The organism is Acinetobacter sp. YH12100 (genome assembly GCF_013419135.1).
Lineage (GTDB): Bacteria > Pseudomonadota > Gammaproteobacteria > Pseudomonadales > Moraxellaceae > Acinetobacter > Acinetobacter pseudolwoffii.
Map to the genome: position 1 here is coordinate 48283 of NZ_VPAQ01000013.1, position 25579 is coordinate 73861.

The window sequence follows — 25579 nt, forward strand, 5'->3', positions numbered from 1 at the left end:
TTTTAGCATGACTTATCTAAAATCCTGCTAATCATCTTAAAAGAAACCGCATAAGTGTAAAAATGAGCTGTGCTAAGATCAAAACAATTTGACCCATCATAGCCATGATAACGATGACAGCTTCAGCTTTTAATTTTGGTCTGCTGATCGAGGCAGAAGATTTAGTTCCCTATTTGGGCCATGAAAAACTTCGTATTGTCGACCTCAGCCGGGCTTCTGTGTATGAGCAGTTGCATATTCCACATGCCCTGCATTTACAACCCAAGCTGCTGGTTCGTCAGGAAGATCATACGATGGGGCTATTGCCGGATGTAGAAGGCTTGCAGGCCCTCATTGCTTATCTGAATATTTCGCCTGAGCATCATGTGGTGGCCTATGATGATGAGGGCGGGGCGTGGGCCGGGCGTTTACTCTGGAATCTGCATTGTCTGGGTTTTGAAAATACCAGTCTATTGAATGGCGGGATTCATGCCTGGCTAGGTGCAGGTTTGCCAACCTCGTCCGATCAGGAAATATTTAGCCCGGTGAGTCATTTAGTTCCTGTCAATCTCGAGCAAAAATCAGAGTTTCAGATTGACTATGATGAATTACACCAGCTCATTGAAAATGAACAAGTTCAACTGTGGGATTGCCGCACTGAAGATGAATATACTGGCCTGCGTCTGGCAGCGCGCCGCGGCGGTCATATTCCGGGAGCACGTCATTTTGAATGGAGTACTGCACTTAACCGGCAAAATCATTTAAAATTGCAGCCTTTACCACGTACTCAGCAGCGTCTGGAACAACTGGGCTTTGATTTGACTCAGCCGGTTGTGGTGTACTGCCAGTCCCATCATCGCTCAGGTTTGGCCTATATTCTGGGCCGTTTACTGGGCTGGAAAATTCGAGCCTATGATGGTGCGTGGAGTGAATGGGGCAATCGCCTCAATAGTCCAATCGCTACAGGGGAGGTGCCATCTTGAGCATCACATCACGTTTAAAACAACAGTTTTTTATTAAAGCTCAACGATTAGTACCGCAACATCGCCTGTCTCGTGTGGTCGGCAAAATTGCTGCCAGCGAAAACCCGATTATCAAAACGGCTGTAATTACTGCCTTTAAGGCACAGTACGGCATTGATATGTCGATTTCTGAACAGGCCAATGCCTTGAAATTCAAATCATTTAATGAATTCTTTACCCGTGCCCTGAAACAAGGGATTCGTGCAGTTGATCCAGATGCCAGCAGCATTGTTTCACCTGCGGATGGGGCGATCTCCCAGCTGGGTAAAATTGAAAATGGCGATGTGTTTCAGGCCAAAGGTCAAAAATTTACTGTAGAAGCGCTGATTGCTGACCCGCAACTGGCTGAACCCTTCAAGAATGGTGAATTTGCGACAGTATATTTGTCACCACGTGATTATCACCGTGTGCATATGCCATTTGCAGGGACTTTGACTGAAACTTTATATGTACCGGGGGAACTGTTCTCGGTCAATCAGGTCACGGCAGAAAACATTCCGGGTCTGTTTGCCCGCAATGAACGCATGGTCTGCCTGTTTGATACTGAAATTGGCCGTATGGCCGTGGTCTTGGTTGGTGCGATGATTGTGGCCGGTATCGAAACGGTGGCTACTGGCAAGGTTAAACCTTCTGGTCGGATCGAGTTAAACCAGCATGATCTGTTCCTGGAAAAAGGTGCGGAACTGGGCCGGTTCTACCTCGGTTCAACTGCAGTGATTTTATTTGAAGAAAATAAAATGCAGTGGGATGCCGCGTTCAATGCCAATTCTTTGGTGAATATGGGTGAAGCATTGGGGCATACGGTTTAAAAGCTGCTTTTAGCCTCCCTTTATTAAAGGGAGGTTGGAGGGATTAAATATTTTCTAGTTTAGAATAAATAAAAATCCCCCTCAGTCTCCCTTTAAAAAGGAGGAATTTCCTCTTCTATTAAGGAGAAGGTTAGAGAAAGATTTAAATAAAAAAAGCGCCATCAGGCGCTTTTTCTCATTTAAATCTTTAGCGTTTCACCACAATCGAATCAATGCCACTGTGTTGCAAGGTCTGCTGGGCAATCAGTGCCGCATCAGCCGAGTCATAAGGGCCTGAGACCACGCGATACCAGACTTTGCCATTTTCTACGCTTCTGACCACATCAGCAGACAGGCCATTCAGAATAATTTCCGCACGGCGGGCATCGGCCTGATCCGGATCATCAAAACTGCGGACCTGCAGAATATAGCTGGCCGGAGCTGCAACTGGTGCTTCGCTGGCTTCTAAGCCAGGTTCAGTGCTTGCTGCAGCTTCAGGAACTTCAGGTCGAGGTGCTTCTACAATCACCACAGTATCCTGTCTTTTAGCTTCAGGTACCGCCTGTTCAGGAATCGGAGTTACTTGTTGTTGTGGCAACAAATCGTAAAAACGGTAATCCTTATTGGTGTCTTCTTCCTGGACAGATGCTGTAGTCGTTTGAGTTTTAGGCTTAACCGGTTCCCATGGCTTCCACAACATCAGTGCCATTAAAAAACTCAACACGATTAAAATGATCACGAGTGTGCCGAGCCAGGTCGGAATCAGTGGCTTTTTAGGCTTATTCGGTCTTTCAGATACACCGCGTTGCGTTTTTCCAAACACTTGGGATTTCCTCTATATGGGGTTGCCTCATAGAAAAGGCATAACAGTGGTTATGCCTGACTATTATTTCATCCTATGTGATTAAGATCCAAATGTCATTATTTAGATCAAACTGCACACCAGATTTATACTTGAACTATTTTTTCAAATAGCTGGCAGAATCTAGCCAGGTATTTTCTGAACAGCTAAAACAACAGTTTTCGTTGTGGCTTCGAGTAGAGCTTTTGTCTTGCGAGCATGCAAAACAATCTATACATGCTTACTCAAGCGAAGCTTTCGCCTTGCGAGCATGCAAAGCGGTGCTTTGCTTACATGCTCTCAGGCGCAGACACACCTAAAAGTTCTAAGCCATTACGCAATACCTGACGTACGTTCACTGATAACAGTAAACGCGCCTGAGTCAGTTCAGCATCATCACCGAGTACTTTATTGTCGTTGTACCAGCCGTGGAACAAGGCTGCCAGCTCTTTCAGGTAGTTGCCGATTTGATGTGGCTCATGGCTGTTTGCAGCACGCACCAGAATTTCTGGATAGGCAGCCAGTTTAGCCAGAACTTCAGTTTCAGCATCCAGCTCGAGTCGGGCCGCCAGAGTACGCGCTGCCGCAGCGTCAAAATTCACGCCTGTAGAGGCCGCTTTTTCTAACATACGGCAGATTCGGGCATGCGCATACTGGATGTAATATACAGCGTTGTCTTTGCTTTGCGACACCGCTAAGTCTAGATCGAAATCGATGTGTTGTTCAGATTTACGCATCACATAGTAGAAACGTGCAGCATCGTTGCCGACTTCTTTGCGCAGATCACGCAAGGTCACGAACTGACCTGAACGAGATGACATTTGTACCATCTCGCCACCGCGCCACAGGCTGACAAACTGAACCAGAAGCACCGTTAATTTCTTCGAGTCATAGCCCATCGCATCAATCGCTGCTTTTACACGTGCGATATAACCGTGGTGATCGGAACCCCAGATATCAATAATATCGGTATAGCCACGTTGTAATTTATTCAGGTGATAGGCAATGTCAGAGGCAAAGTAGGTGGTCTGGCCATTACGGCGTTTCACCACACGGTCTTTTTCATCACCAAATTCAGTCGACTTGAACCAGATATTGCCATCTTTTTCGTACAGGAAACCACGTTGATCTAAGGTCTGTAAGGCTTCTTCAATTTTGTCGGTTAATGATTCTTCGCTGAACCATTGGTTGAAAGTGACACCAAATTCGCCCAGGTCATCTTTAATATCATCCAGAATCGCTTTGAGTGCTGCCTGTAGGAAGACACGATAGCCTGTACCAATCAACGCCTGAGAATTAAAGATCAAACCATCAATGTGCTTTTCTTTGTCGCCAGACACCACCACTTTGTTGCCATCTGCATCCAGTTCAGCAGCGAATTGCACATCTTCCGGTACATCTTTATACACATCCGCAACCGGGCGGACATAAGCATCGCCATCCTGGTCAATAATGCTTTGCGCGATTTCTTTGACATAGTCGCCTTGGTAAGCATTTTTCGGGAAGACCAGTTCCTGACCATTTAACTCTAAATAACGCAGGTAAGTTGAAGTGGCCAGAATGTCCATTTGACGGCCAGCATCATTGACATAGTATTCGCGATCTACTTTGGCACCAGTCGCCTCTAAAAGATTGGCAACGGTCATGCCATACGCGGCACCACGACCATGACCCACGTGCAGACTAGAGGTCGGATTGGCAGAGACAAATTCAACCTGAATGCGTTTGTCCGCATTGACCTGGGTGCGACCATAAGCATTTTGCTGTGCTTGAATCTGATCGAGTACCACAAAGCGCTGGTCTGCATTGAGGAAGAAGTTAATAAAACCAGGACCTGCGATTTCCGCTTTGCTGATATCCGCCACTTCAGGAAGAACCGCAAGCATTTTTTCTGCTAAATCACGCGGCTTCATACCCGCAGCTTTAGAGGCAATCATCGCGATATTTGAGGCGAAATCACCGTGTGTTCGGTCTTTGGTACGCGTCAAACTACTGCTGTTTTTCCAGTCAGATGGGAGGACACCTTCAGCTTGAAGGGATTGCACTGCATGTTCTAGAGCTGCTTGGATTGCCGTGTTCATAATCAGTCGAAAATAAATGTCGCAGAAAAACAGCAAATATAGCAAATTTCATGCTCTTTAGGTAAAAGCATTTCTAGGGAATAAAAATTATACGATCACTCCACAGATTTTTTACAATCTGGTCTTTGGGAGAATGTGATCAATCGGGTGAAAATAACATCAATTTTAATAAAAATGCACCTTCAGAAGTATAAAATTTGGCTTATATTAGTGATCTTAAAATATAGAAAAAGAGCAGTCCGTGGATTCGCAACAACATCCGACCATTATTGGCAATATTCCTAAACTTCCGGCGAAATGGGCACTGATTATTGTGCCGTTTATCTTGTCTGGTCTGATGAGTGGCATCATTTCCATGATCAATATGCTGCGCAATTTAGGCTGGATTGATGGATTCATGCCACTTTGGTTTCACAACTGGATGATTTCCTGGGCAATTGCCTTTCCAGTCGTGGTGACCTTATTACCTTTTGTCCGCAAATTTACCGGACTATTGGTGGATATGTCCGGCCCTCAAGCACCGAAGTGATTGATTAAAACAACTCTGACAATAGTAAGGGTTTCAGCCTTTTAAAAATGCCGATGTGAAAAATAGGGCAGGCAGGTTTTATTTTTAAGGTTGGGCTGATTTTATTCTGTCCCCAAACAGCCTGAATCTGTTGAAGAGCCAAGCTGTATCAAAGAGAAAATGGTTTTTAAATCAGATGCTCCACCGCCGCCCGGATAATCCCGAGCACCAGACCGATACAGGCACCGACCACGACACCATTGACCCGGATCATATGCAGGTCGCCACCGACTTCATTTTCAATCTTGTCGATCATCTCGGTCGAATCCCATTCGTGAATGCGCTCGCTAATGAAACGAATCACTTTTTCACTGTACTGATCACTCAGATCCACCGCGATCCCGCTAAGACGTTTATTCAGCAGCTCACGTACCGAAGCATTCGAGATAATATTTTCTCCGACCTGCTGAATCGCAATTCTGAGATTCTCGGCAATACCGGAATACGGTTTTTGCAAATCCTCTTTAATGGCATCACATAAAATCACCACGGCACCACTGATAAAATTCAGCACCTGCGGGCTATCGAGCAAGGCATCCTTGGTTTCATTCAGACGCTGGCTGGCTTCACTGTGGTTGTCGGCCAGTTGCAACATCCAGTGATGTCCAGTTTCCTCAATTTTAAGCCGCCAAGGATGATCCGGATCGGCCAGCATCGCTTCAACCCTCTGAATGACAGAATCAATGCTGCGTTGCTGCACATTAATCCCGATCCAGCTCGCGCCTTTGGCCAGTTTCCAGACTCCCATTTCCTTGAACAGGTTACGGGTCAGTTCCCGGGTTTCTTCAGGATGTGAGCTCATCCAGGCATGTACCACGTCTAGGCCGCGTTGCAGTACATCCTGATGGAAATCATTTTCGAGTACGGCGCGCAGCATCTCGCTGGCCAGGGTATTGATCTGGGTATTCTTGACCCATTGCACGCTATTATTCTGGATAAATCCGGCAATCTGTTCCTGCCCGACAAATTCAAAAACTTTAGGCACGGTTTGCTGGATCACCTGGGTGACCTGGGCATTATTCTGCGGATTGGCCAGCCAGCGCCCCGCGGCCAGACTCAAGTCGGTACTGGCCAGACTGCGCTGTACAATTTGCGGAGAAAGAAAATTTTCCTGCACAAAACGGCCCATTGACTCTGCAATACGGGCCTTGTTGCGGGGAATGATTTCGGTATGGTCACGTAAAAATTTCGGGATCGGCAAGCGGCCAAAAGGATTACGGAACAGTACAGTAATCGCATACCAGTCAGCCAGACCACCGACCACACCGGCTTCTGCAGAGAGCATCAGGATATGAATCAGCCAGACATATTCTGGCAGCAGCTTGGCAGCAAGCATGAGTGCCAACCAGATCAGTACCGCGACCACCAGCGCGATGGTCGCAAAACGTTTACTGCGTTGTAAGCTCGGTGAGATACGCTCTGTCTGCATAGATCATCCTGTCAAGAGGGATTGGCCGGTTGCGGTTGCAGCACTGCGCCGGATGGACTTAGACCATATTTAGCCCCAAGTGACTGTAAAATCAAGCGCGCATCGAAAGCATCACTGGGTGCCTGACCGGCTTTGAAGCATTCAATGGTATAGGCCACCTGAGCAGGATCCAGGGTGACAGTATAAGGACGGTCATAGAACGGGTCTGGCCAGAACCCCGGATAGCGACGGTAATAACCATATGGATAATAGCTCGGTGCCGGATAGACGATCGCCTGACGTGGCGGTTGCTGGGTACGGTTACTTGGATCATCCAGCACTCTAAAGAACTGAAAGCCATTTTGCACAGTGGTCTGTGCGGCTTTGAGCAGGGTGATTTCTTCAGCAGTACCAAAGCTCATATTGGGACGAGCCTGAAAGCTGATGCGATAGGTGCTGCTGTTGAGGGGCGTGGTACTATATTGACCTAACTGATCAAAGCTTAAAGGCTTTGAGGGTGTCGTTGCACAGCCACTCAGACCCACTACCGCAATGAGACCCAGCCCGCAGAGGGTATATTTCATGTTCGATCTCCTGATGCAATGATCCAGTCCAGACAGCGGGGTTTAAAAACTCTTAAAAACTGCTGTCTGGCTGGGTCAGGAAAGTTAATTCTTCCGCGGTCGATTCCCGGCCTAAAAGCTGGTTTCGATGCGGATAACGTCCGAAACGGTCAATAATCACTTTATGTCTTAGCTCATAGTCCAATACAGTTGGATTATCCAGCGCTTCAAACAGCTGCAATGCCACTTCATGGATACGTGCTGACTCACTGTGCATAAAGGGCATGTATAAAAAACGGCGGTAGACTGGATCAAGCGCTTGATCGAGTTTTAGCTGGATCATTTCCTGCGCCAGGACCAAAGCCATACCATCTTGAGCAAAAGCACGTGGATCGTTGCGATATAAATTACGGGATAACTGATCCAGGATAATGATTTCGGCCACCCGGCCTGCTGGCGTTTCTCGCCAGGTCCATAATTCGCCTTGTGCGGCCTGCCGATGCAAGACACTAAACTTTTCAGCCAGTAAGGCATCAAAGGCGGCGCTTTTAACAAACCAGTTCGGTTCTGCGGCCGGGGAAAACCAGAAGTCTAAAAAATCTTGATAATTCATATGCTTTATTGTTTGCCTCTGCTCATTTAATTATAAAATCACAAATTTCACATGTCTTATAGAGGAAGTTTGTGTTAAAAAATTGCCAAATTAAAAATCAATAGTTTGCCTGAAAACTAGACAGCCTATCATGTGCCGGCCAGAAATCACGTTATACTGATTAAACTGATGATTTTAATTTAATAGTTTAGCCCCTTTAAGCGAGATTGTAATGAGTCAACCTGAACCGACTTCCCAAAATGTGTTACCGACCTGGGTAGAGTCGTCACTCATCAAAGGCATGCTGCGTGGTATTGAGCGTGAAAGCTTACGTATGCAGAGTGATGGTTTCCTGTCACAGGCAGGGCATCCGCGTGCCTTGGGTTCAGCCTTGACTCATCCACATATCACCACAGACTATTCTGAAGCCTTAATGGAGTTCATTACGCCGCCGCAGGACACGATCAAAAAAGCCTTGGACTATCTCACTGATATTCACGCGATTGTGCATCGTCATCTGGAAAATGAGGAAAAACTCTGGCCGATGTCGATGCCCTGCATGCTGGATAGCCGCGATGAAAGTATTCCGCTGGCGCAGTATGGCAGCTCGAATATCGGCTTATTTAAAACCTTGTATCGTCATGGCTTGGGGGTGCGTTATGGTCGCCGTATGCAGACCATTTCAGGGGTGCATTATAACCTGTCTTTCCCGGATCATCTGTTCGAAGCCTTACAGCAGCAGGAGCAGGATGAAGCACTCAAGGACTTAAGCCTGCAGGATTATCGCAGCCACCGCTATATGGGGCTGATCCGTAACTTTATTCGTCTGACCCCACTGGTGATGTTCCTGGTCGGTGCCAGTCCGGCAGTCTGCCAGTGCTTTATGACCGGTCGTGATCATCATCTATTGCCCTTGGTAAAAGGCACCCTGTATACCCCTTATGCGACAGCATTGCGTATGGGACGATTTGGCTACCAGAACTCAGCCCAGAAACAGCTCGGCATTCACTATAATAACTTGCAAGACTATCTAGAAGGACTGCAAAAAGCAGTCAAAACACCGTATAAACCCTTTAGTCGTCTTGGACTAAATGCAGCAGATGGCCAGCCGACTCAGATCAATGATCATGTGCTGCAAATCGAAAATGAATATTACAGTCTGGTACGTCCGAAGCAGGTGCCACAAGAGGGTGAAACCCCATCTCAAGCGCTGGAAAATCGCGGGATTGCCTATGTCGAGCTGCGGGCAGTCGATGTCAATCCATATAGCCCGATTGGCATCAATGAAGACACCGCCGGCTTCCTGGAAGTGGTGGCCTTGTATTGTTTATTGCAGGACAGTCCAGCACTTTTCGGTGAGGAGCAGGAGATCATTGAGCAGAATCAGACCGAAGTGGTAAATCGTGGCCGTGCGCCGAATGCTGCAATTCTGGCAGATGGTCAATGCTATCCGATTGAAGACTGGTGTGCCATACATCTGCAACGCATGCAGCCTCTGGCCGAGCTGCTCAATCAGACCTATGCAACCGACCTGTATAGCAATGCCATGAAAATGATGCAGATTCGGGTTGATGAAGTTGATGCAACTTTATCTGCCCTGGTGGTGGGCGATACACGCACTCAAGGCAGTATGTGGCACTTTGGCCAGCATCTGGCTCAGCAACATAGCAGTGTTTATGAAGCACACCAGCTTAGCCCGGAAACACTGGCTTATTTTGAAGAAATGTCACAAAAGTCATTGCAGCAACAACAGCAACTCGAGCAAGATAGCAGCGTCAGTTTTGCTGATTATTTAGCTCAATATCGATAAAAAATAAGAGGATTCACCATGCAATGGGGTTATCGCTTCGTGAGTGGTATGTTATTTTTGGCTGCTGTCATTGGAATGGCATTTGCTTTATATCTTGAGCATGTACAGGGCCTGGCGCCTTGTCCACTCTGTGTGTTTCAGCGTGTGGGATTAATTGGACTGGGGATCATCTCACTCATCGCATGTCTGCATAACCCTAAATCCAATATCATGAAGCGGCTCTATGCCTTGCTAGGTTCGCTGAGTATTTTATGGTCTGTGGGCGTTGCTGCCCGGCATGTCTGGTTACAGAATCTGCCCCCAGATCAGGTGCCGAGCTGTGGTCCTGGCCTGGAATACTGGCTGGAAACCTTGCCAATGCAGTCGGTATTGCAACAGGTACTCAATGGTTCTGGCGAGTGTGCCACCATTGACTGGACTTTCTTGGGGCAATCTTTGCCGGTCTGGTCTCTGATCTTCTTTAGTATTTTATTGCTGGTCAGTCTATGGCAACTGCTGCGCAAATATAAAACTGCACCGGTTAAACGGCTCAGAGATAAATATTAATAAGTTCGCATTAACAAGCCCTCAATTGAGGGCTTGTTAATGCGCTGAAAGTTAAGTCAGGGCAATACCTTCCAGACTTTCCAGATCAATTGTATATTCACGAATTTGATCAAAGGCTTCATCTTCTACACTTGGATAGAACCAGCGTGCCACCTGTTCGGCGACCAGCGGATGATATTGAATCTCGAAATGGTTCAAGCCATAGAAAATAGCCTTGTGGGCATCCGGAACTTTGAGCTGGAAACGCGGATTGGGATGCTCGCCCAAAGCGCTTTTGATACTGACCAGATAGTCGCCAATCACGTGCAGGGTCTTGTTTTTGCGGTTTTCAAATTCGATCGTACCCGCAACCAGATAGGTGTCGATATGCGACGGGATCGGGGCAGGTTTACGGTTGTCATCCATAAAGCCGATCCGAAGCGCATTATGCTCCCAGTCATCATCACGGACGCTGCCATGGCGTAAATCCAGAATCCCATTACTGCGAATATTGACCAGATGACCAATCAGCCGGATCAGCGGGAAATGTCCAAGTTTGTCCTGCAAGCTAAACCCAAAACGTTCCAGAACAGCACCATGATGCGGTGAACCGAGACAGACCAGATTCTCCACCATATTGATCCAGCCATACATATTCTGCTTGCCATAAAACAGCGCACTACGAGAGACCAGACCCCCCATGCTATGCCCGATCAGGTCAATACTGGTAATTCTCGGATTGCGAGCGACCAGATCCTGCAAGGTATTGGCCAGACTGCGGCCATTGGCTGAAATTCGCCGACCAGTATTGTAATTCAGATACAGCATGGTATTGCGGTCGCGCTGGGCCAGTAATTTTTCTCCAATCCCTTCATATTTTCGATTTGACCAGTCTAAATGGTTCATGCATAAGCCATGTACAAACAGGGTAATCCGTCCGCTCAGCTCACCATTTTGCAATGAGCCATAATGATCATAGATCACCATGGGCAAGGCCAAAGGGTTTTGATATTTCAGCAGATAATCCCCAATAATGCCATTTAAGGCACTGACCAGAAAATGCAAGGAAGGCGTCAGCGGCTTATTATGCAGTTTGGGAAAACGTTCAATAATCTGGCGTAGACCGGGTGCAATCAGGGTATTGCCATAATGAAACAGCATGTCATAGGACATTTGATAGAGCCGGGCAATCGACGGAATATTCTGAATTTTTTGTGAATTATTTTCACTTAAACCAAAAATACTCATTAAAATTTCACGTTGAATATTTTTGATCAGTTCCTGAATCACGTCGTTAAAGCGCGTCGTCACCAGCTGCGCCAGACCTTCCAGTACATCGGCCTGACTCGGTGGGGTTCGGTCCCAGCGACAATAGGTTTCATGTAACGGTGTCAAACTTGGCATCTGATGCTGTCCTTTCAATGAGCCGCATGATTTGTCATCTTTCTTTTTAAAGAACTTCGCGGTATAAATTCTTTTTCTTGTCGAGTTTCCAGATATTGAGGCCTTCATTCTAAAATAGCGAGAATTACAGAATACTTCTGGCTTTTTTGTCAGACAATTTAAGTAATTAACGGGTCTTATAATGTAGTGTACTTCACATTTTTTAAATTAAATTTTGATGATGAATGGGTTTTTTGTTGGTAGTTCATGAATATCATTTATTTGCATGGCTTTAAAAGTAATGCCCACTCGATCAAGGGGACATTGCTGCAACACTACTGTGCAAAATACCCCGGGGTTCATGTGCATTTGCCTGATTTAAATATGTCGCCACTGGCCGCGATTCAGCAGCTTTCCGAGCGGATTCAGTCAATGCAAGATGTGGCGCTGGTGGGCAGCAGTCTCGGCGGATTCTATGCGACATATCTGGTCGCACAGCATGCTGTGCCTGCTGTACTGATTAATCCGGCAATGCGACCATGGCAATTGTTTCGTGAACTGTTTGACGAGCAACTGCCTTTGCAGGTGCATCCGAACTGGTGTCTGGATGATGTGGATCTTCGACAACTGCAACAATTGGCCCTGCCAGTTGCACAAGATGCAGACAAAATGCTGGTTCTGCTGCAACAAGGCGATGAAGTTTTGGATTATCGTGAAGCACATCGTTATTATAGTGCTGCGCGTCCCCCTGCAATGCTGATGACCGAAGCAAATGGCAGTCACGGGATGGATGATTTTGCGGAGAAAATTCCGCTGCTTTTACAGTTTTTGTTGGACTGCATAAAAAAGGAAACCGAATAACGTGTCTCAATATACGGCTCAATCTCTTGAAGTTTTATCTGGTCTGGATCCGGTACGTCGTCGTCCGGGCATGTATACCGATACCTCTCGTCCGAACCATCTGGCGCAGGAAGTGATTGATAATGCTGTCGATGAGGCGCTGGCCGGACATGCCAACAAGATTACCGTGACCGTCTACAAAGATGGTTCATTGTCTGTCGACGATAACGGTCGTGGTATGCCAGTCGATATTCACCCCGAATATGGTCAAAGTGGTATTGAAATCATCATGACCAAACTGCATGCCGGTGGCAAGTTCAGCACCGACAATTACCAGTTTTCCGGTGGTTTGCACGGGGTTGGAATTTCCGTGGTCAATGCGCTTTCGACCCGTGTAGAAGTTGAAGTTCAGCGTCAGGGCAACCTGTATAAAATGGCCTTTGAAAATGGTGAGCCGGTTGCACCTCTTGAAGTGCTGGCAGGCAAGGCGCCTAAACGTGCCTCGGGAACTACGGTACATTTCTGGCCTGAAACCAAATACTTCGATTCACCCAAATTTGCCTTAAAAGCTTTAAAGCATAATCTCAAAGCCAAAGCGGTTTTGGCTGCGGGCTTACAGATCAATTATGTTGACCAGATCAATGACGAAAAGATCAGCTGGCAGTTTGAAAATGGTCTGGTCGACTATTTGATGGATGAGCTTGAGGATCGTGAAATCATTCCTGCACCGGCTTTTGTTGCAACAGGTGACGCTGAGCGTGCCAGTGCCGAGTTTGCGATTTGCTGGAATGTAGAAGGCGGCGATAGCATTCAGGAGTCCTATGTCAACCTGATTCCGACCGCGCAGGGCGGTACCCATGTCAATGGTTTACGTTCAGGCGTGACCGATGCCATGCGTGAATTCTGTGAGCTGCGTAATCTGTTACCGCGTAATATGAAACTCTCTGCGGAAGATGTCTGGGATGGTGTCAACTATATTCTGTCGCTGAAATTCCAGGAGCCGCAGTTCTCGGGACAAACCAAAGAGCGTCTGTCGAGTCGTGAAGCCTCAGGTACGGTGCAGAATATTGCCAAAGATGCATTTGCACTCTGGCTAAACCAGAATTCTGATATCGCGATGCAACTGGCTGAAATGGCCATTTCCAAAGCGGGTCGCCGTTTAAAAGCCGCGAAAAAAGTAGAACGTAAAAAAATTGTGGCCGGTCCAACCTTGCCGGGTAAATTATCCGACTGTGTTGGACATGATCTGGATCAGTCGGAACTGTTTATTGTGGAAGGCGATTCTGCGGGTGGTTCTGCCAAACAGGCGCGTGATAAAAACTTCCAGGCGATCATGCCCATTCGCGGTAAAATTCTAAACACTTGGGAAGTCTCTTCGGATGAAGTTTTGGCATCGCAAGAAGTACATAACATCGCGATTGCGATCGGTGTCGATCCGGGTTCAGATGACCTGTCAGAACTACGTTATGGCAAAATCTGTATTCTAGCCGATGCCGATTCCGACGGTCTGCATATTGCAACTTTGCTCTGTGCCCTGTTCGTCAAGCATTTCCCGACCTTGGTGGAAGAAGGGCATTTATTCGTTGCCATGCCGCCCTTGTATCGGATTGATGACAACAAAGACGTGCACTATGCCCTGGATGATGACGAGCTCAATGGTATTTTGAAAAAATGCAAAAGCAAAAATCCGCAAATTACCCGATTCAAAGGTCTGGGCGAGATGAATGCCAGCCAGTTACGTGAAACGACCTTAGATCCAAATACACGCCGTTTGGTGCAGCTGGATTTGGATGATAGTCATTTTACCGCAGGTTTACTGGATAAGTTACTTGCGAAAAAACGTGCCAGTGACCGTAAGGAATGGTTAGAGCAAAAAGGAAATCTGGCAGATATTATTGTGTAATAGCACTCTTTTTTAGATCAAGAGCCCGCAACTGCGGGCTTTTTGCTGGCTTGAATCTAAGCCCTATTTTTTCGATCTGAGCACTGACATTTTTATATCTGAAACCGATTAATTCTCTACTTTTAAGAAAACTCCTGCCGCTGAAACATTATGCCCAAAGCCACAACCTGAATCACCACTATTCTGCTTAAGCACTGCACGACTTCCGAGTTTGGCATCAAAGCCGAAAGAGATATCGATTTTGCAGTCTTCAGAGCGATATTGTGCCTGTGTTTTATTCAGTGGCATCGTGGTATTAAATCCACCTAGATTTGGTCCATAAATCAAACTGCGTAAGCCCATATAGAGACCTTCATATTCGATCGCATAATGTTGCTGCTGTTTGATAATTTTCAGCGTACTCCAGGCACCAAAACCGGCATGCTGTACATAAGTACCTGCAAGTTGAGTGTCCTTTTTAGGCGGAGGAAGCTGTTTTAAATTAAACTGACTACTTTTAGCATCGGGGTAAACGGAGAACCAGGCACGTGCCCATTGAGGCTTGCCAAGTTTGCTATAGCTTAAACCCACATTATTAAATGCTGTTGTAATGGCTTGTTCAGAGAAAGAGGTTTTAGCTTCATCCCGGTTCATTTCACAAAAAGATGACCAGGCAGCTTGTTGCTTAAATTGTGCTATGGCCTGTTGATAGTGTTTTTGATCATAGAATTTTTTGCCATTATTGGCGTAGCTCTTCACTTTACTGCAGCTTGTACGAAGTTCTTTTTCAAAATCTGAATCGGCAAAAGTTAGTGTACTTAAAGTTAAAATACCAATACAACATAGAGATTTATACATTGTTTTACTCTGGACGACTTTGATCTGAATAAAACATAGCCAGCTTTGGAAGTAAATAGAGTGTCTGTTTCGATACCAGTTTAATAAAAGAGAGGCCGGTCTAAATAACAGGAGATTTAAAGAGCCGTTACTTCAGCCTGCTCCAAATTCAGTTGTAATAGCACCAGATCGCGCCATTGACCAAACTTTTGTCCAACTTGCTGCATATAAGCACTTTGCACAAAGCCCAGTTTTTCATGCAGGCGAATCGACGAGATATTTTCTGAATCAATCGCTGCAACCATGATATGCAATTGCTGTGCTTGAGCCTCTTCAATTAAATGCTTTAATAAGCTAGAACCCAGACCTTGTCCTGCATAATCCGGATTTAGAAAAACTGAATGTTCTACCGTGTGTTGAAAGCCTTGAATACTACGAAACTGGTCATAGCAGGCATAGCCAACAACACGCTGATCTCGTCTATCTTCAACCACAAAAACCGGGAAATTTTGATTCTTCAACTGCTTAAACCAGATTTTAAAATAGTTCAAATCAAAGGCTGTTCTGTTCCAGGTCGCAGTGCCATGTAGCACTTCTTGATTATAAATCTCGAGGATGGTTTCAAGATCATGTTCGGTCGCAGGGCGAATGTCAAAATCAGGCATATTCTTGTTCTGGTAAGGTTGATCTGAAATCACAGTTTAAAAAAAAGCAGAACCGGAGTTCTGCTTTTGATCATACATCAATTAGAAATGGTATTTAACCAATGCACTAACATCATTTTGATCTAAGCCTTTAATGGCATATTTGTTATTCCAAACTGAATGTTCAATACCCACATACAATTTTGTTTCTGGAGAAATGTGTTTGCCTACATTCCATTTGTACTGAGATGTCCAGTTTAACTCACTTGCGTGACCATTCTTTTCAGCTGTTGACCAGTCTAAGAATGCATCAGCCAAGAACTCTTCACCGCCAATTTTAAATGGGACTGCGTAAGTGATCGTCATTTGATAATCATCTTCACTGCCATCATTTTCAGCTTTGTAGAAGTTCACATTTGCATAATTTGTATATGGAACATTTAAAGCAAAACCAACACCATACAAATAGTTATTAAAGCCTTCGCCACCTTCCCAAGTTGTCGCAACGAGTACGTCCTTGATTAGACCAACTTCAAGTTTAGTTCCTGAAACTGCACTTAAGCTTAAACGCGGTGCAACCTCAAAATAGGTACTATTACCTTCTGGATCATTGTTAGTACGATCAGCGAAAGCAAAGAAATCACCATATTTTAAACCTGCCGCATATTCAGCAGTAACTGTGCTTTGCTCAATTTTTTCATCTTGAGTTGAAGGTACTTTATAGTTTTCACCATAAAGGCCGGTCAGGCTAAAGTCTTGCCAGATTGGTTTTGCCTGGGTAAATGTTGCAGTGGTAGCCAATGCACAAAGTGCCGCGAATTGTGTCAATTTCATTTAAATCTCTCCCCCAAGAAAGCAGAGTAAGCATACAGATTAATGCGTAAAAATAAAGTTAAAATTGATCGCTGACCTAAATATCTCCAAGTCTTCAGCATGAGGAAATATTTGATCTCATCGATAGGCATTTCCGAAAATAAGAGATGAGTTTTTAAGTCATTATTATTAAAAAAAATTTAAATCAGGCAGTATAAAAACCAAGAAAGCTTTATTGAAATAAAAAAGCTGAAACTCTGTTCAATCGAATTTAAATCTCACTGTTTTTTTTAGTATTTTGAGTTTGCAAGATTGCCATCTCATCATTCATCAAAAAGAGAAAGCACAATAGCGATGTATTTTTAGAGCGAATATTTTGCTAAAAAGCATGAAAATGTTTGGCTCGATGAAGCTATTTGGCCGGTATTTAAGCGACTCTAGCTGCCAGAATCTTTAAATTCCTGTTCATTTTGTGTAATAAATTCAAGCTTTAATTAAAGTTTTTTGTTTATTTATTAAACTGTTTGGCTTGTGTGGAAATCATCCTGACCGGTCATTTCCTGCATACAAAAATCCATAAGAAAATTGTGTTTAGGGGAAGATATAAGAATTTTTGAAAATCTTTAAGACGAGTAGAAAACAATCACCAGCCTAGCAGAGGGAAGAACCATTGTAAGGCTTGTCACGCTTATATTCTCCAGAAAATCCACCTGATTATTGCTCCTGAGATTTTCAGATAAACTCTTCAGATTTTGCCATTATTTCAGCTCATGAACAGAGTGATCTGGATGTTATTTGTACTTTTTTATAAGAATATTTCGCTATCAATTTTGATGAAATCATATGAATGATAATGTAATTGAGAGAGGTCAATAACCCTATTTTAAGCTGAGTAAACAGTTGTCACAATCCATTATTCTTTTGCTAAAAAGCCAAAATAGGACTTGCATATTTTCAAGATAGGGCTGATATTCAAGATATAAGGACACGGTTCTGCAGACTCAAAAATGTGTTCATCATTCAAAGTGGAGGGCGTAATTCCAATCATTTGAAGAAGTGAAATGCGATGCGAAACAGCAAGTTACAAACGTGCCAAGATAAAAATTTTTGCACTCAAAAAGTTACAAAGATTGAGGATGGTAATTTATGAATATTGAACTTCGTACAGATAAACACATTCAGAATAGCGAGCGTTTAATTGATTATGTACGTGAAGAATTAAATCAAGAATTCCAGCGCCATAGCGAGCGTATTACTCATTTTTCAGTCCATCTCAGTGATGAAAATGGCGCCAAAGGCGGTGATGATGATATTCGCTGCATGATAGAAGCACGTCCTGCAGGGCTAAAACCCGTGGTCGTCAATCATCGCGCTCACAATGTGGATACTGCCATTCGTGGTGCGATTGACCGGCTAAAACGCAGTCTGGAACATGTGATTGAGAAAAAAGACAATGTTCGTCCTGGTGCCTTAGCACTGGCAGATACAGATACTGCAGCAGAGATTGACGAGTAATGCTGACCGATTTTAAAAAGCCCTGCGGGGCTTTTTTTGTATGAAATAAAAATATAATAGTGAGAAGCGCAACAAAGCCGCACGTTATTCGGCATAATAGTCGAAAACGAATGAAAGTGAGCTCCATCATGTTAACTGCGCAACAACAGCTTTTTGTGCAAGCACTCGAAGAATTAAATCTGGATCAGGTAAAGCAGCTTTTGGCAGATGGACTCAATCCAAATTTTATTGATCATGACAAAGGCCCGGTAATTTCGGTCTGGTCAGATGGTTTATTTAAATGGTGGGAAGAGGTATGCGAGTTATATGAAGCCGGCACCCCACTTTCAGCTGAAGAAAAACAGGCAAGATTGGCTGTACATTTACAAATTCTGGAAGAATTGATCCAGGCCAAAGTGAATTTGCATCTCTGGGATGCAGAAGAAATTTATGGCCCATTATGGGATGCTGCAAGTGCCGCATGTGCACCTGCCGTGCAGCGTTTACTCGATGAAAAAGTTGATCCAAATAGCAAAGATGAAGATGGCATGACCATTTTATCTTCGATTAGTGACCTGTTCTTCGATTGTGATTTTGATGAAATTAACTGGTCAGAAGCCTTGGATGAAGAAAAACAGACGCTAGAACTCCTGCGTAGTCATGGCGCAAAAATGAGCAAAGAACTGGGTTAAATTTTAATAAAGAGCACCAAGATGACAATATTAAAAACTTTGGGTTTAATTGCACTGACTGGTTGCAGTGCATCACTTTTCGCAGCAGATTTTGAATTTGATCGACCAGGTGAAGGTCTCAGTACTGGAATTACTCCAGTCGGAAATGTCGCTTGGGAGCAAGGCTTGCCTACAGCGCGTTATAGCAAGTCAGGCGATCAGACCGCGACCACACTCAGTGCAGATATGTTGTTACGTACCGGATTCAATGATGATCTGGAATTGCGTTTAGGCTGGGCTGGCCCGACCTGGACACAAGTTAAATCCAATGGCCAGACCGAAGAAGATGATGGTCTGGGCGATGTCAGTATTGGTCTGAAAAAGGCCATTGATCTGGATGATGACAAACTCAGTATGGCTTTGCTGGCCGAGGCCATGATTGCAACAGGCAATGCCGGTTTCACTAATGAAGAAGATATTTACAGCCTAGGTTCTGTCGTGTCGTATCAATATAATGACTTGGTCAGTACCGCACTGACCATGCGTTATGAATGGCAGGACAGCAATTGGGCCGTAGCTGCGATTCCATCGATCGGCTACCAGATCACCGATCGCTGGTCAGGCTATTCGGAACTGATTTACCGTAAAGCTGAAAGCATCGACAATGAATACGCGCTTGGCACTGGCCTAATGTATGCATTTAATGACCGTGTTCAGCTGGATGCCAGTGTGGGGGTTGATCTGGACGGTGCAGAGCGAAGCTACTTTTCAGGTTTAGGCGTATCCTTCTTATTCTAGGACACTCCAGTTTCGTGATGATCAGAAACCCGCAATTCCAGAGCTGGGGCAAAATGCTTGCCCCGGTCATCTTGGGAAGCCTCGTGTTTAGCAGTCCGGTTCAGGCCGAAACAGCGCTCTTGTCTGCCGATCAGGCTTTTCCTGTGAGTGTGATCTCAACCAGTCAACAGCAGGCTGAACTGAGCTGGCAGATTCCGGACAACTATTATCTGTATCAGCATAAAATAGAAGTGCGGCAGGGCAACCAGCCTGTATTGCTTGAATTACCGCCTGCTAAAGATCTGTATGATGACAACTATGGGCATACCCAGGTGTATTATCAGCAGTTAAAGTTTCAGATTCCGACGCAGGCCAACCAGTCCTATCAGGTGAGCTGGCAGGGCTGTGCCAAAGACCGAATCTGTTATCCGCCGCAAAGTATTCAGTTCAAGACAGATCTGTCAGGTCTGGTGCAATTTGAAGCTGCCGGCCCAGGAAGCAAGCGCTTACTTGATCTAAACGGGTCATCACTACAACACAATACCCTGTTTAATACAGCGGCTTCCTCAGAATCTACAGCGGATGCATTTTCTGCAACCTCTAGCGGGCAACCCGCAGTCGGTGCGGCACAAGACCAAAAATGGTCAGCTCAATTGCTTGAACGCTCTTTGGGTTATGGACTGTTACTGTTCTTTGGCTTAGGAATCTTGCTGGCTTTTACCCCATGTTCCTTGCCGATGCTGCCGATCCTGACCTCGCTGATTGTACGGGATAGCAAAGGTGTCAAAGCCTGGATGATCGCCCTGACTTTTGTCAGCAGTATGGCCGCGGTCTATGCGGTGCTGGGTTTAATTGCGTCTTCGGCCGGCCTGAATTTCCAGCGTTGGTTGCAGCAACCCGGTACCCTGATTGCGTTTAGTGTATTGTTTGTCCTGTTTGCCCTGAATCTGTTTGGACTGTTTGAAATCAAACTGCCACAACGTCTGGTTCAGCGTCTGGATCGGGCTCAGGCCATGCAGCAGGGCGGTAGTTTGGTCAGTGCTGGAGTCATGGGCATGATCTCGGCGCTGCTGGTCGGGCCATGCATGACCGCACCGTTGGCGGGTGCACTCTTGTTTATTTCCCAGACCCAAAGCCAGTGGCAGGGTGCCTTGCTGCTATTTACCCTCGGTTTTGGCATGGGCACACCTTTACTGTTGGCCAGTATTTTGGGTGCACGAGTACTACCTAAAGCCGGGCACTGGATGAATCAGATCAAAGTGCTCTTTGCCTTTATCATGCTGGCGCTGGCACTGTATTTTATTCGCCCACTGATTTCAGAAGCGACTTTACAGTGGTTATCCTTAGGCTTGGGCATGGCCTTTGTGACCTATGTACTGTTCCGGATTTTCTGGCATCGTACCGGCTTGAGGTGGTTATATATCCTGTGTCTGGTGATAGCGCTGCCTTATATCAGCTATAGTCAATATCAGCATAGTCAGCGGTTTTTTGTTGAGCAGTCCAGTACAGAAGCCCAGTGGCATGTGGCACGCAGCGCAGCAGAATTTCAGCAGATTTTGAATATAGCACCGCAAGGGCAAAAGATCGTGATTGATGTCTATGCCGACTGGTGTGTCGCTTGTCAGCCGATTGAACATCGTATTTTAAAATCTGCACAGGTACAGCAGGCTCTGGCACCTTATTTCCTGATCAAGCTGGATTTAAGCCAATACAATGCCTCGCATCAAATGCTGTTAAATCAATGGGAAATTCTGGGACCACCAACCTATTTATTTCTGAATGAGCAGCAACAGGAAATTCGCGGTTTACGTTTGACCGGTGCTTTTAGCGAAGCAGAATTGCTGGCCCAGCTGCAACGTCTGGCTCAAAGCTCAACTCCATAATCTTCATAATCATCGAAAAAGCTGAACCCGTTTAAGAAACCTGCATCTGTGCAGTCACCGGCTCAACATAGGCTTTGACCCGATTACGTCCACCGGCTTTGGCCTGATAAAGCGCCTGATCGGCCTGACTCAATAATTGTTGTGGGCGTAAATCAGCTGTCGAAATGGCAATCCCGAAACTGGCCGTGACCGGAATCAACTCACCCTCATCACTGAAAATCTGCAATTGCTGAATGGCAATGCGGCAGCGTTCAGCCACTTGTTCGGCTTTTTCCAGACTGGTATTTTTAAGCACCAGAATAAATTCTTCCCCGCCAAAACGGCCGACCACATCACTTTCACGCAATTGCTGGTTCAGCACGGCGCTCACTTCTACCAGGGTTTCATCACCCTTATGATGGCCAAAATGGTCATTAATCTTCTTGAAATGATCCAGATCCAGCAACACCAGGGCATAATTGGGAGTCGCTGCGGCATTCAGTTTGTCCAGACACTGATTGATACTGCGCCGGTTAAACAGGTTGGTAAGCGGATCGATCTGGCTCAGCTGTTTGATCAGCTGCTCGCGATGCCGCCACTGACTGAGCAGAATCTCGAATAACACCATGCAGACGGCCAGAATTGGCAAAATGAAATACAGCATCGATAACAGCCAGAAACCATTATAGAAAAGCTCGCCATCGAGATTAAATAGCGGTGAATAAGGCAATTGATGGCTGAAACTTAAATAGGCACATCCGCCTAGGAAAATGGATGCTGGAATCAGCATGCTATAGACCAGTGTGCGATGGAACAGCACCAGTCCCACCATAATTAAACAGACATAGGAGGTCGTGGCCACAGGGCTGATCACCCCGACGAGATAGGCGTCACGACACAACGAGATAACAAAAGTACCCACTGCCATGTAGGGCAAATAACGTTCCACCAGAGGATTGCCCTGAAATTTATAACAGGGATAAATCAGTGCCAATAAAATCGCTAAAAAGCTGCTGTTCAGGATAACTTGGGTATGAACCCGTTCTAACTGAACATATTGCCAATACTCTGGATTGAATAAAACAAAGATATCCCAACCGAGCCAGGTCAGATGTACGCCGCAGCCCAAAGTTAGCATCAGGATGCACTTTTTGAGAATACTCCAGTTCATCACGACTTCATCTTCGACCAGATATTTCGTGATTCTGTGTTTGATTATTTTTTGTAATACAGGCGATATTCGCTTCATGTTGTCGGTCTGACTTAAATTATTATGGCAACTTTTTAAGATTTATTGACTATTTATAGCTTTATTTACATAAGATAACATAAGTTTTAACGCTTGATAAACCACAATATTTAAGGCGTCTGCAAAATAGGAATTTCTAATATTAAAGCTGGTTTTGTTCTAAATTCAGAATGATGTGTTTTATCTGTGCTAATTATTTCATGCAACCTAAGCCTTAAAATGGCTGCATTAGTTAGATAGCCCCATAGATGAGAGCGAAGCCATGAAAGTTTTACAGATTGATTCCAGTATTTTAGGCGATGCCTCTATTTCGCGTCAGCTGACTCAGGCGTTGGTGAGTCAGTTACAACAAAAACATGCCCAGGCCATCGAGCTTGAATATCTCGATCTTGCTGCACAGCCGATTCCACATCTCACGGCTGAAATTTTAATGGGTCAGAATGCAGAACAGACTGCATTAGGCGAAGACATCCTGCAGCAGTATTTACAGGCAGATATCGTGGTGATTGGCGCGGCCATGTATAACTTCGGTTTGCCATCGACCTTAAAAGCCTGGATTGACCGGATCTGTGTGGCGGGACGTACGTTTAAATATACCGAACAAGGCCCTGTCGGTCTGGCTGGCAATAAAAAAGTATATATTGCCAGCAGCCGTGGCGGAGTTTATGGGGAGCAAAGTCCTGCCGATTTTCAGGAAGCTTTTTTGAAAACCGTGTTTAACTTTACCGGCGTAACCGATATTGAAGTGATTCGTGCGGAAGGCATGAACATGGGCGAAACGATCAAGGCACAAGCCTTAGAGACGGCACTGCAGCGGGTTCAAGCCATCTAAATATCCAAAAATAACTCAAAAGGTCAGCCTATGCTGGCCTTTTTATATGGGTGAACAGTAACTAATCTCGATCCAGACGGTGCGCGAAGGCTGCCAGATCGCTCAGCGCCTGTTGAGCTTCCTCAAACCAGGCACTGAACATCTGAAAGTTATGCCACATGCCGGTATACAGTTTAAATTCCACATCGACACCCGCCTGTTCGGCTTTTTCCTTAAAACGGCTGGCATCATCCAGTAGAATTTCCTTGGAACCGACCTGAATATGAGTTGGGGGCAAGCCGCTTAAATCGGCGAAAAAGGGCGAAACTTCCGGATCACCCCGATCGATGGCACGCGGGACATAATATTCAATGCCAGTTTCAACTGTTTCCAGAGACAGCAGGGCATCATGTTTCTTGTTATAGCGCAACGATTCACTGGTCAGGGTCAAATCCAGCAAAGGAGACAACAGAATCAAACCACTCACTTGTGGGAGGTTTTCTTTTTGTAATTTGAGCGCCAAGGCCAGCGCCAGATTGGCCCCACAAGAATCACCGGACAGGATGATATCTTTGGCCTGAACGCCTTGATCGAGCAATAAGTTATACACATCAAACAAGGCTTCCAAGGCCTCTGGATAGGCAGATTCCGGTGACAGCGGATAATCTACATGCAGTACCTGCATCTGGGTTCGAGCCGCAATTTGAGTCATAAAGGCACGATGGGTATTTAAAGAGCCTAAATAAAATGCCCCGCCATGAATATGAAAAATCAGCTGGGTCGACTCTTGCTGCGGCTTAATTTCCTCTGCGCGCAGACCCGCCAGACGTAGCGAACGAATCTGTACGGTTTTGTCTTGTGCAAAGAGTTTGCACATCTGCTCCAGTGCAATGCGCATTGAACTTGGTGGAAGATTGAATCTGCTCGGGGCACGAATGACTGTCTTTAAGATGCTTTCTGTAATTAATTGTTTTGTTAACGGGCTTATCTTCATTTTCCTTCCATCTTTTTGTGCTTTTATTGATCATGTAGATTATTTACCAACCATATTTACAAGGTTACACTAAATAGTCACAGCTAAAAATTGAAAAATTGTTGTGACTTTTTAATACTACAGAGGTCTATTTTCAGACTAAGGAAATGAAGAAAAATGAAAAAAATAGCGCTTATGTTAGGACTACTAGGCTTATCTGTACTGGCAAATGCCGCAGATCCTTTAAATGGCACGGTTTGGAAAACCATTGATGATAAAACCAAGCAGCCTAAGGCCATGGTTAAATTTACTGAACAAAAGAACGGTACGTTGTCAGCAAGTATTCAATCTGTGTTAACACCAGGTGAAGAAAATGCCTGTACCAAGTGTGAAGGTCCGTACAAGAACAAGTCACTCAAAGGCTTGACCATTGTGAAAGGTCTTAAGAATTCAGGTGGTACCAGCTATGACAGTGGTTCAATTCTGGATCCGCAATCTGGTAAAACTTACAAACTAAAAGGCCAACTGGCAGATGGTGGCAAGAAACTTGAGCTTCGTGGCTTTATTGGTGTGGCAGCATTAGGCCGTAACCAGACTTGGGTTCGTGCAAACTAATCCAGTTCGAGAGAAAGATAAAAGCCTGACTGCTGTCAGGCTTTTTTGTATGGATTATTTAGAATAATAATTAATTACTTAAGGTGCGATAAGCCGCGTCATCAAAACCGGCAATAAAACCTGTGGGCGTGGCCAAGATCGGACGTTTAATTAAACTGGTATGAGTGCTTAATGCGGCAATTAAAGCATCTTCACTGGACAGCGCCGTTTGCTGCTGTTCTTCAGTCAGTTTGCGCCATGTGGTTCCTTTTTTATTTAATACCACATCCTGACCCAGCGCATTCAGCCAGACTTTAATGGTATCAGCATCGATGCCCTGTTTCTTATAGTCATGAAATTCATAGCTCAACCCCAGCTCAGTCAGTAGGTCAAAAGCTTTTTTCATCGAATTGCAGTTTTTAATCCCGTAAATTTTTAACATATTCGCCATCTAACACATCTTAAATCATGGCCTAGCTTAACCAAATTCGCAGCAGTCGACCATGCAAAATAGAATGATTAGAAAACAATTTAAAATAGGGAGGCAGAATCGTCATCAAAATGACATCAAT

At 45.2% G+C, this 25579-nt stretch carries 25 protein-coding genes; 13 read left to right on the forward strand and 12 right to left on the reverse strand.

Annotated elements, in window-relative coordinates; all coding sequences use genetic code 11:
• Positions 1 to 113: 113 nt before the first annotated feature.
• Together FTU40_RS10365 and asd are read left to right on the forward strand one after the other, a co-directional pair.
• Positions 114 to 962: a sulfurtransferase gene (locus tag FTU40_RS10365; protein ID WP_074383834.1), complete on the forward strand. Its 849-nt coding sequence runs from the start codon at positions 114 to 116 to the stop codon at positions 960 to 962.
• Positions 959 to 1810, forward strand: a complete 852-nt coding sequence (gene asd / locus FTU40_RS10370) for an archaetidylserine decarboxylase (protein WP_180040747.1) — start codon at positions 959 to 961, stop codon at positions 1808 to 1810. Before FTU40_RS10365 ends, asd begins: the two co-directional genes overlap by 4 nt.
• Before the next feature lie 187 nt (positions 1811 to 1997).
• Here the strand turns inward: asd and FTU40_RS10375 are convergent, their stop codons facing one another.
• A complete protein-coding gene (locus FTU40_RS10375) occupies positions 1998 to 2612 on the reverse strand; it encodes an SPOR domain-containing protein (protein WP_180040749.1) in 615 nt (204 codons plus the stop codon).
• 308 nt (positions 2613 to 2920) lie between these two features.
• On the reverse strand, positions 2921 to 4711 hold the full coding sequence (argS, locus tag FTU40_RS10380) for an arginine--tRNA ligase (protein WP_100354955.1): 1791 nt from the start codon (positions 4709 to 4711) through the stop codon (positions 2921 to 2923).
• Positions 4712 to 4952: 241 nt separating this feature from the next.
• Between argS and FTU40_RS10385 the strand changes: the two genes are divergently transcribed.
• The gene (locus tag FTU40_RS10385) at positions 4953 to 5240 is read left to right on the forward strand and encodes a DUF2798 domain-containing protein (protein ID WP_005173318.1); all 288 of its coding nucleotides are present in this window, start codon (positions 4953 to 4955) and stop codon (positions 5238 to 5240) included.
• Between the two features lie 166 nt (positions 5241 to 5406).
• On the opposite strand, the gene FTU40_RS10390 is transcribed toward FTU40_RS10385, so the two are convergent.
• From FTU40_RS10390 to FTU40_RS10400, 3 genes are read right to left on the reverse strand one after another with little or no spacing between them, the layout of a single operon-like run.
• On the reverse strand, positions 5407 to 6708 hold the full coding sequence (locus FTU40_RS10390; protein ID WP_180040751.1) for a DUF445 domain-containing protein: 1302 nt from the start codon (positions 6706 to 6708) through the stop codon (positions 5407 to 5409).
• 11 nt (positions 6709 to 6719) lie between these two features.
• Positions 6720 to 7271 (reverse strand): hypothetical protein, encoded by a 552-nt coding sequence (locus FTU40_RS10395; RefSeq protein ID WP_180040753.1) that lies wholly within the window; start codon positions 7269 to 7271, stop codon positions 6720 to 6722.
• Positions 7272 to 7323: 52 nt separating this feature from the next.
• The gene (locus FTU40_RS10400; protein ID WP_180040755.1) at positions 7324 to 7863 is read right to left on the reverse strand and encodes a DUF924 family protein; all 540 of its coding nucleotides are present in this window, start codon (positions 7861 to 7863) and stop codon (positions 7324 to 7326) included.
• Positions 7864 to 8074: 211 nt separating this feature from the next.
• On the opposite strand from FTU40_RS10400, the gene gshA reads away from it, so the two are divergent.
• Together gshA and FTU40_RS10410 are read left to right on the forward strand one after the other, a co-directional pair.
• Positions 8075 to 9652 (forward strand): glutamate--cysteine ligase, encoded by a 1578-nt coding sequence (gene gshA / locus FTU40_RS10405; RefSeq protein WP_074383841.1) that lies wholly within the window; start codon positions 8075 to 8077, stop codon positions 9650 to 9652.
• A gap of 18 nt (positions 9653 to 9670) precedes the next feature.
• Positions 9671 to 10198 carry a disulfide bond formation protein B gene (locus tag FTU40_RS10410; protein WP_005094960.1) on the forward strand — a complete coding sequence of 176 codons (528 nt, stop codon included), beginning with the start codon at positions 9671 to 9673 and terminating at the stop codon, positions 10196 to 10198.
• A gap of 51 nt (positions 10199 to 10249) precedes the next feature.
• On the opposite strand, the gene FTU40_RS10415 is transcribed toward FTU40_RS10410, so the two are convergent.
• The gene (locus tag FTU40_RS10415; protein ID WP_180040757.1) at positions 10250 to 11581 is read right to left on the reverse strand and encodes a hypothetical protein; all 1332 of its coding nucleotides are present in this window, start codon (positions 11579 to 11581) and stop codon (positions 10250 to 10252) included.
• A 246-nt stretch (positions 11582 to 11827) separates the two neighbouring features.
• Here FTU40_RS10415 and FTU40_RS10420 point away from each other — a divergent pair, with 246 nt between their 5' ends.
• Both FTU40_RS10420 and parE read left to right on the forward strand, forming a co-directional pair.
• Positions 11828 to 12421, forward strand: a complete 594-nt coding sequence (locus FTU40_RS10420; protein ID WP_180040759.1) for a YqiA/YcfP family alpha/beta fold hydrolase — start codon at positions 11828 to 11830, stop codon at positions 12419 to 12421.
• A 1-nt stretch (position 12422) separates the two neighbouring features.
• On the forward strand, positions 12423 to 14303 hold the full coding sequence (gene parE / locus FTU40_RS10425) for a DNA topoisomerase IV subunit B (RefSeq protein ID WP_180040761.1): 1881 nt from the start codon (positions 12423 to 12425) through the stop codon (positions 14301 to 14303).
• A gap of 108 nt (positions 14304 to 14411) precedes the next feature.
• Here parE and FTU40_RS10430 read toward each other — a convergent pair whose 3' ends face one another.
• The 3 genes from FTU40_RS10430 to FTU40_RS10440 form a co-directional block, all read right to left on the reverse strand.
• Positions 14412 to 15140: a hypothetical protein gene (locus tag FTU40_RS10430; RefSeq protein ID WP_180040763.1), complete on the reverse strand. Its 729-nt coding sequence runs from the start codon at positions 15138 to 15140 to the stop codon at positions 14412 to 14414.
• Between the two features lie 116 nt (positions 15141 to 15256).
• Positions 15257 to 15784 carry a GNAT family N-acetyltransferase gene (locus FTU40_RS10435; RefSeq protein ID WP_180001028.1) on the reverse strand — a complete coding sequence of 176 codons (528 nt, stop codon included), beginning with the start codon at positions 15782 to 15784 and terminating at the stop codon, positions 15257 to 15259.
• 81 nt (positions 15785 to 15865) lie between these two features.
• Positions 15866 to 16597, reverse strand: coding sequence for an outer membrane protein OmpK (locus FTU40_RS10440; protein ID WP_180040764.1), 732 nt, complete (start codon positions 16595 to 16597; stop codon positions 15866 to 15868).
• Positions 16598 to 17722: 1125 nt separating this feature from the next.
• On the opposite strand from FTU40_RS10440, the gene FTU40_RS10445 reads away from it, so the two are divergent.
• The 4 genes from FTU40_RS10445 to dsbD all read left to right on the forward strand — a co-directional run bounded on the left by FTU40_RS10445 (position 17723) and on the right by dsbD (position 21401).
• Positions 17723 to 18091, forward strand: coding sequence for an HPF/RaiA family ribosome-associated protein (locus FTU40_RS10445; protein ID WP_005094974.1), 369 nt, complete (start codon positions 17723 to 17725; stop codon positions 18089 to 18091).
• Between the two features lie 128 nt (positions 18092 to 18219).
• Entirely contained in the window at positions 18220 to 18762 is a 543-nt protein-coding gene (locus FTU40_RS10450; protein ID WP_005094976.1) for a hypothetical protein, read from the forward strand.
• 21 nt (positions 18763 to 18783) lie between these two features.
• The gene (locus FTU40_RS10455) at positions 18784 to 19539 is read left to right on the forward strand and encodes a transporter (protein ID WP_180040766.1); all 756 of its coding nucleotides are present in this window, start codon (positions 18784 to 18786) and stop codon (positions 19537 to 19539) included.
• Positions 19540 to 19592: 53 nt separating this feature from the next.
• Positions 19593 to 21401, forward strand: a complete 1809-nt coding sequence (dsbD, locus tag FTU40_RS10460) for a protein-disulfide reductase DsbD (RefSeq protein ID WP_373686057.1) — start codon at positions 19593 to 19595, stop codon at positions 21399 to 21401.
• A 31-nt stretch (positions 21402 to 21432) separates the two neighbouring features.
• On the opposite strand, the gene FTU40_RS10465 is transcribed toward dsbD, so the two are convergent.
• Positions 21433 to 22629, reverse strand: a complete 1197-nt coding sequence (locus FTU40_RS10465; RefSeq protein WP_180040768.1) for a GGDEF domain-containing protein — start codon at positions 22627 to 22629, stop codon at positions 21433 to 21435.
• Between the two features lie 262 nt (positions 22630 to 22891).
• On the opposite strand from FTU40_RS10465, the gene FTU40_RS10470 reads away from it, so the two are divergent.
• On the forward strand, positions 22892 to 23461 hold the full coding sequence (locus FTU40_RS10470) for an FMN-dependent NADH-azoreductase (protein ID WP_180040770.1): 570 nt from the start codon (positions 22892 to 22894) through the stop codon (positions 23459 to 23461).
• Positions 23462 to 23522: 61 nt separating this feature from the next.
• Here the strand turns inward: FTU40_RS10470 and FTU40_RS10475 are convergent, their stop codons facing one another.
• Positions 23523 to 24434, reverse strand: coding sequence for an alpha/beta hydrolase (locus tag FTU40_RS10475; protein ID WP_180040772.1), 912 nt, complete (start codon positions 24432 to 24434; stop codon positions 23523 to 23525).
• 156 nt (positions 24435 to 24590) lie between these two features.
• Here FTU40_RS10475 and FTU40_RS10480 point away from each other — a divergent pair, with 156 nt between their 5' ends.
• Positions 24591 to 25028 (forward strand): DUF2147 domain-containing protein, encoded by a 438-nt coding sequence (locus FTU40_RS10480; protein ID WP_005173279.1) that lies wholly within the window; start codon positions 24591 to 24593, stop codon positions 25026 to 25028.
• 70 nt (positions 25029 to 25098) lie between these two features.
• Here FTU40_RS10480 and FTU40_RS10485 read toward each other — a convergent pair whose 3' ends face one another.
• On the reverse strand, positions 25099 to 25449 hold the full coding sequence (locus tag FTU40_RS10485; RefSeq protein WP_034609159.1) for a Spx/MgsR family RNA polymerase-binding regulatory protein: 351 nt from the start codon (positions 25447 to 25449) through the stop codon (positions 25099 to 25101).
• Between the last annotated feature and the right edge of the window lie 130 nt (positions 25450 to 25579).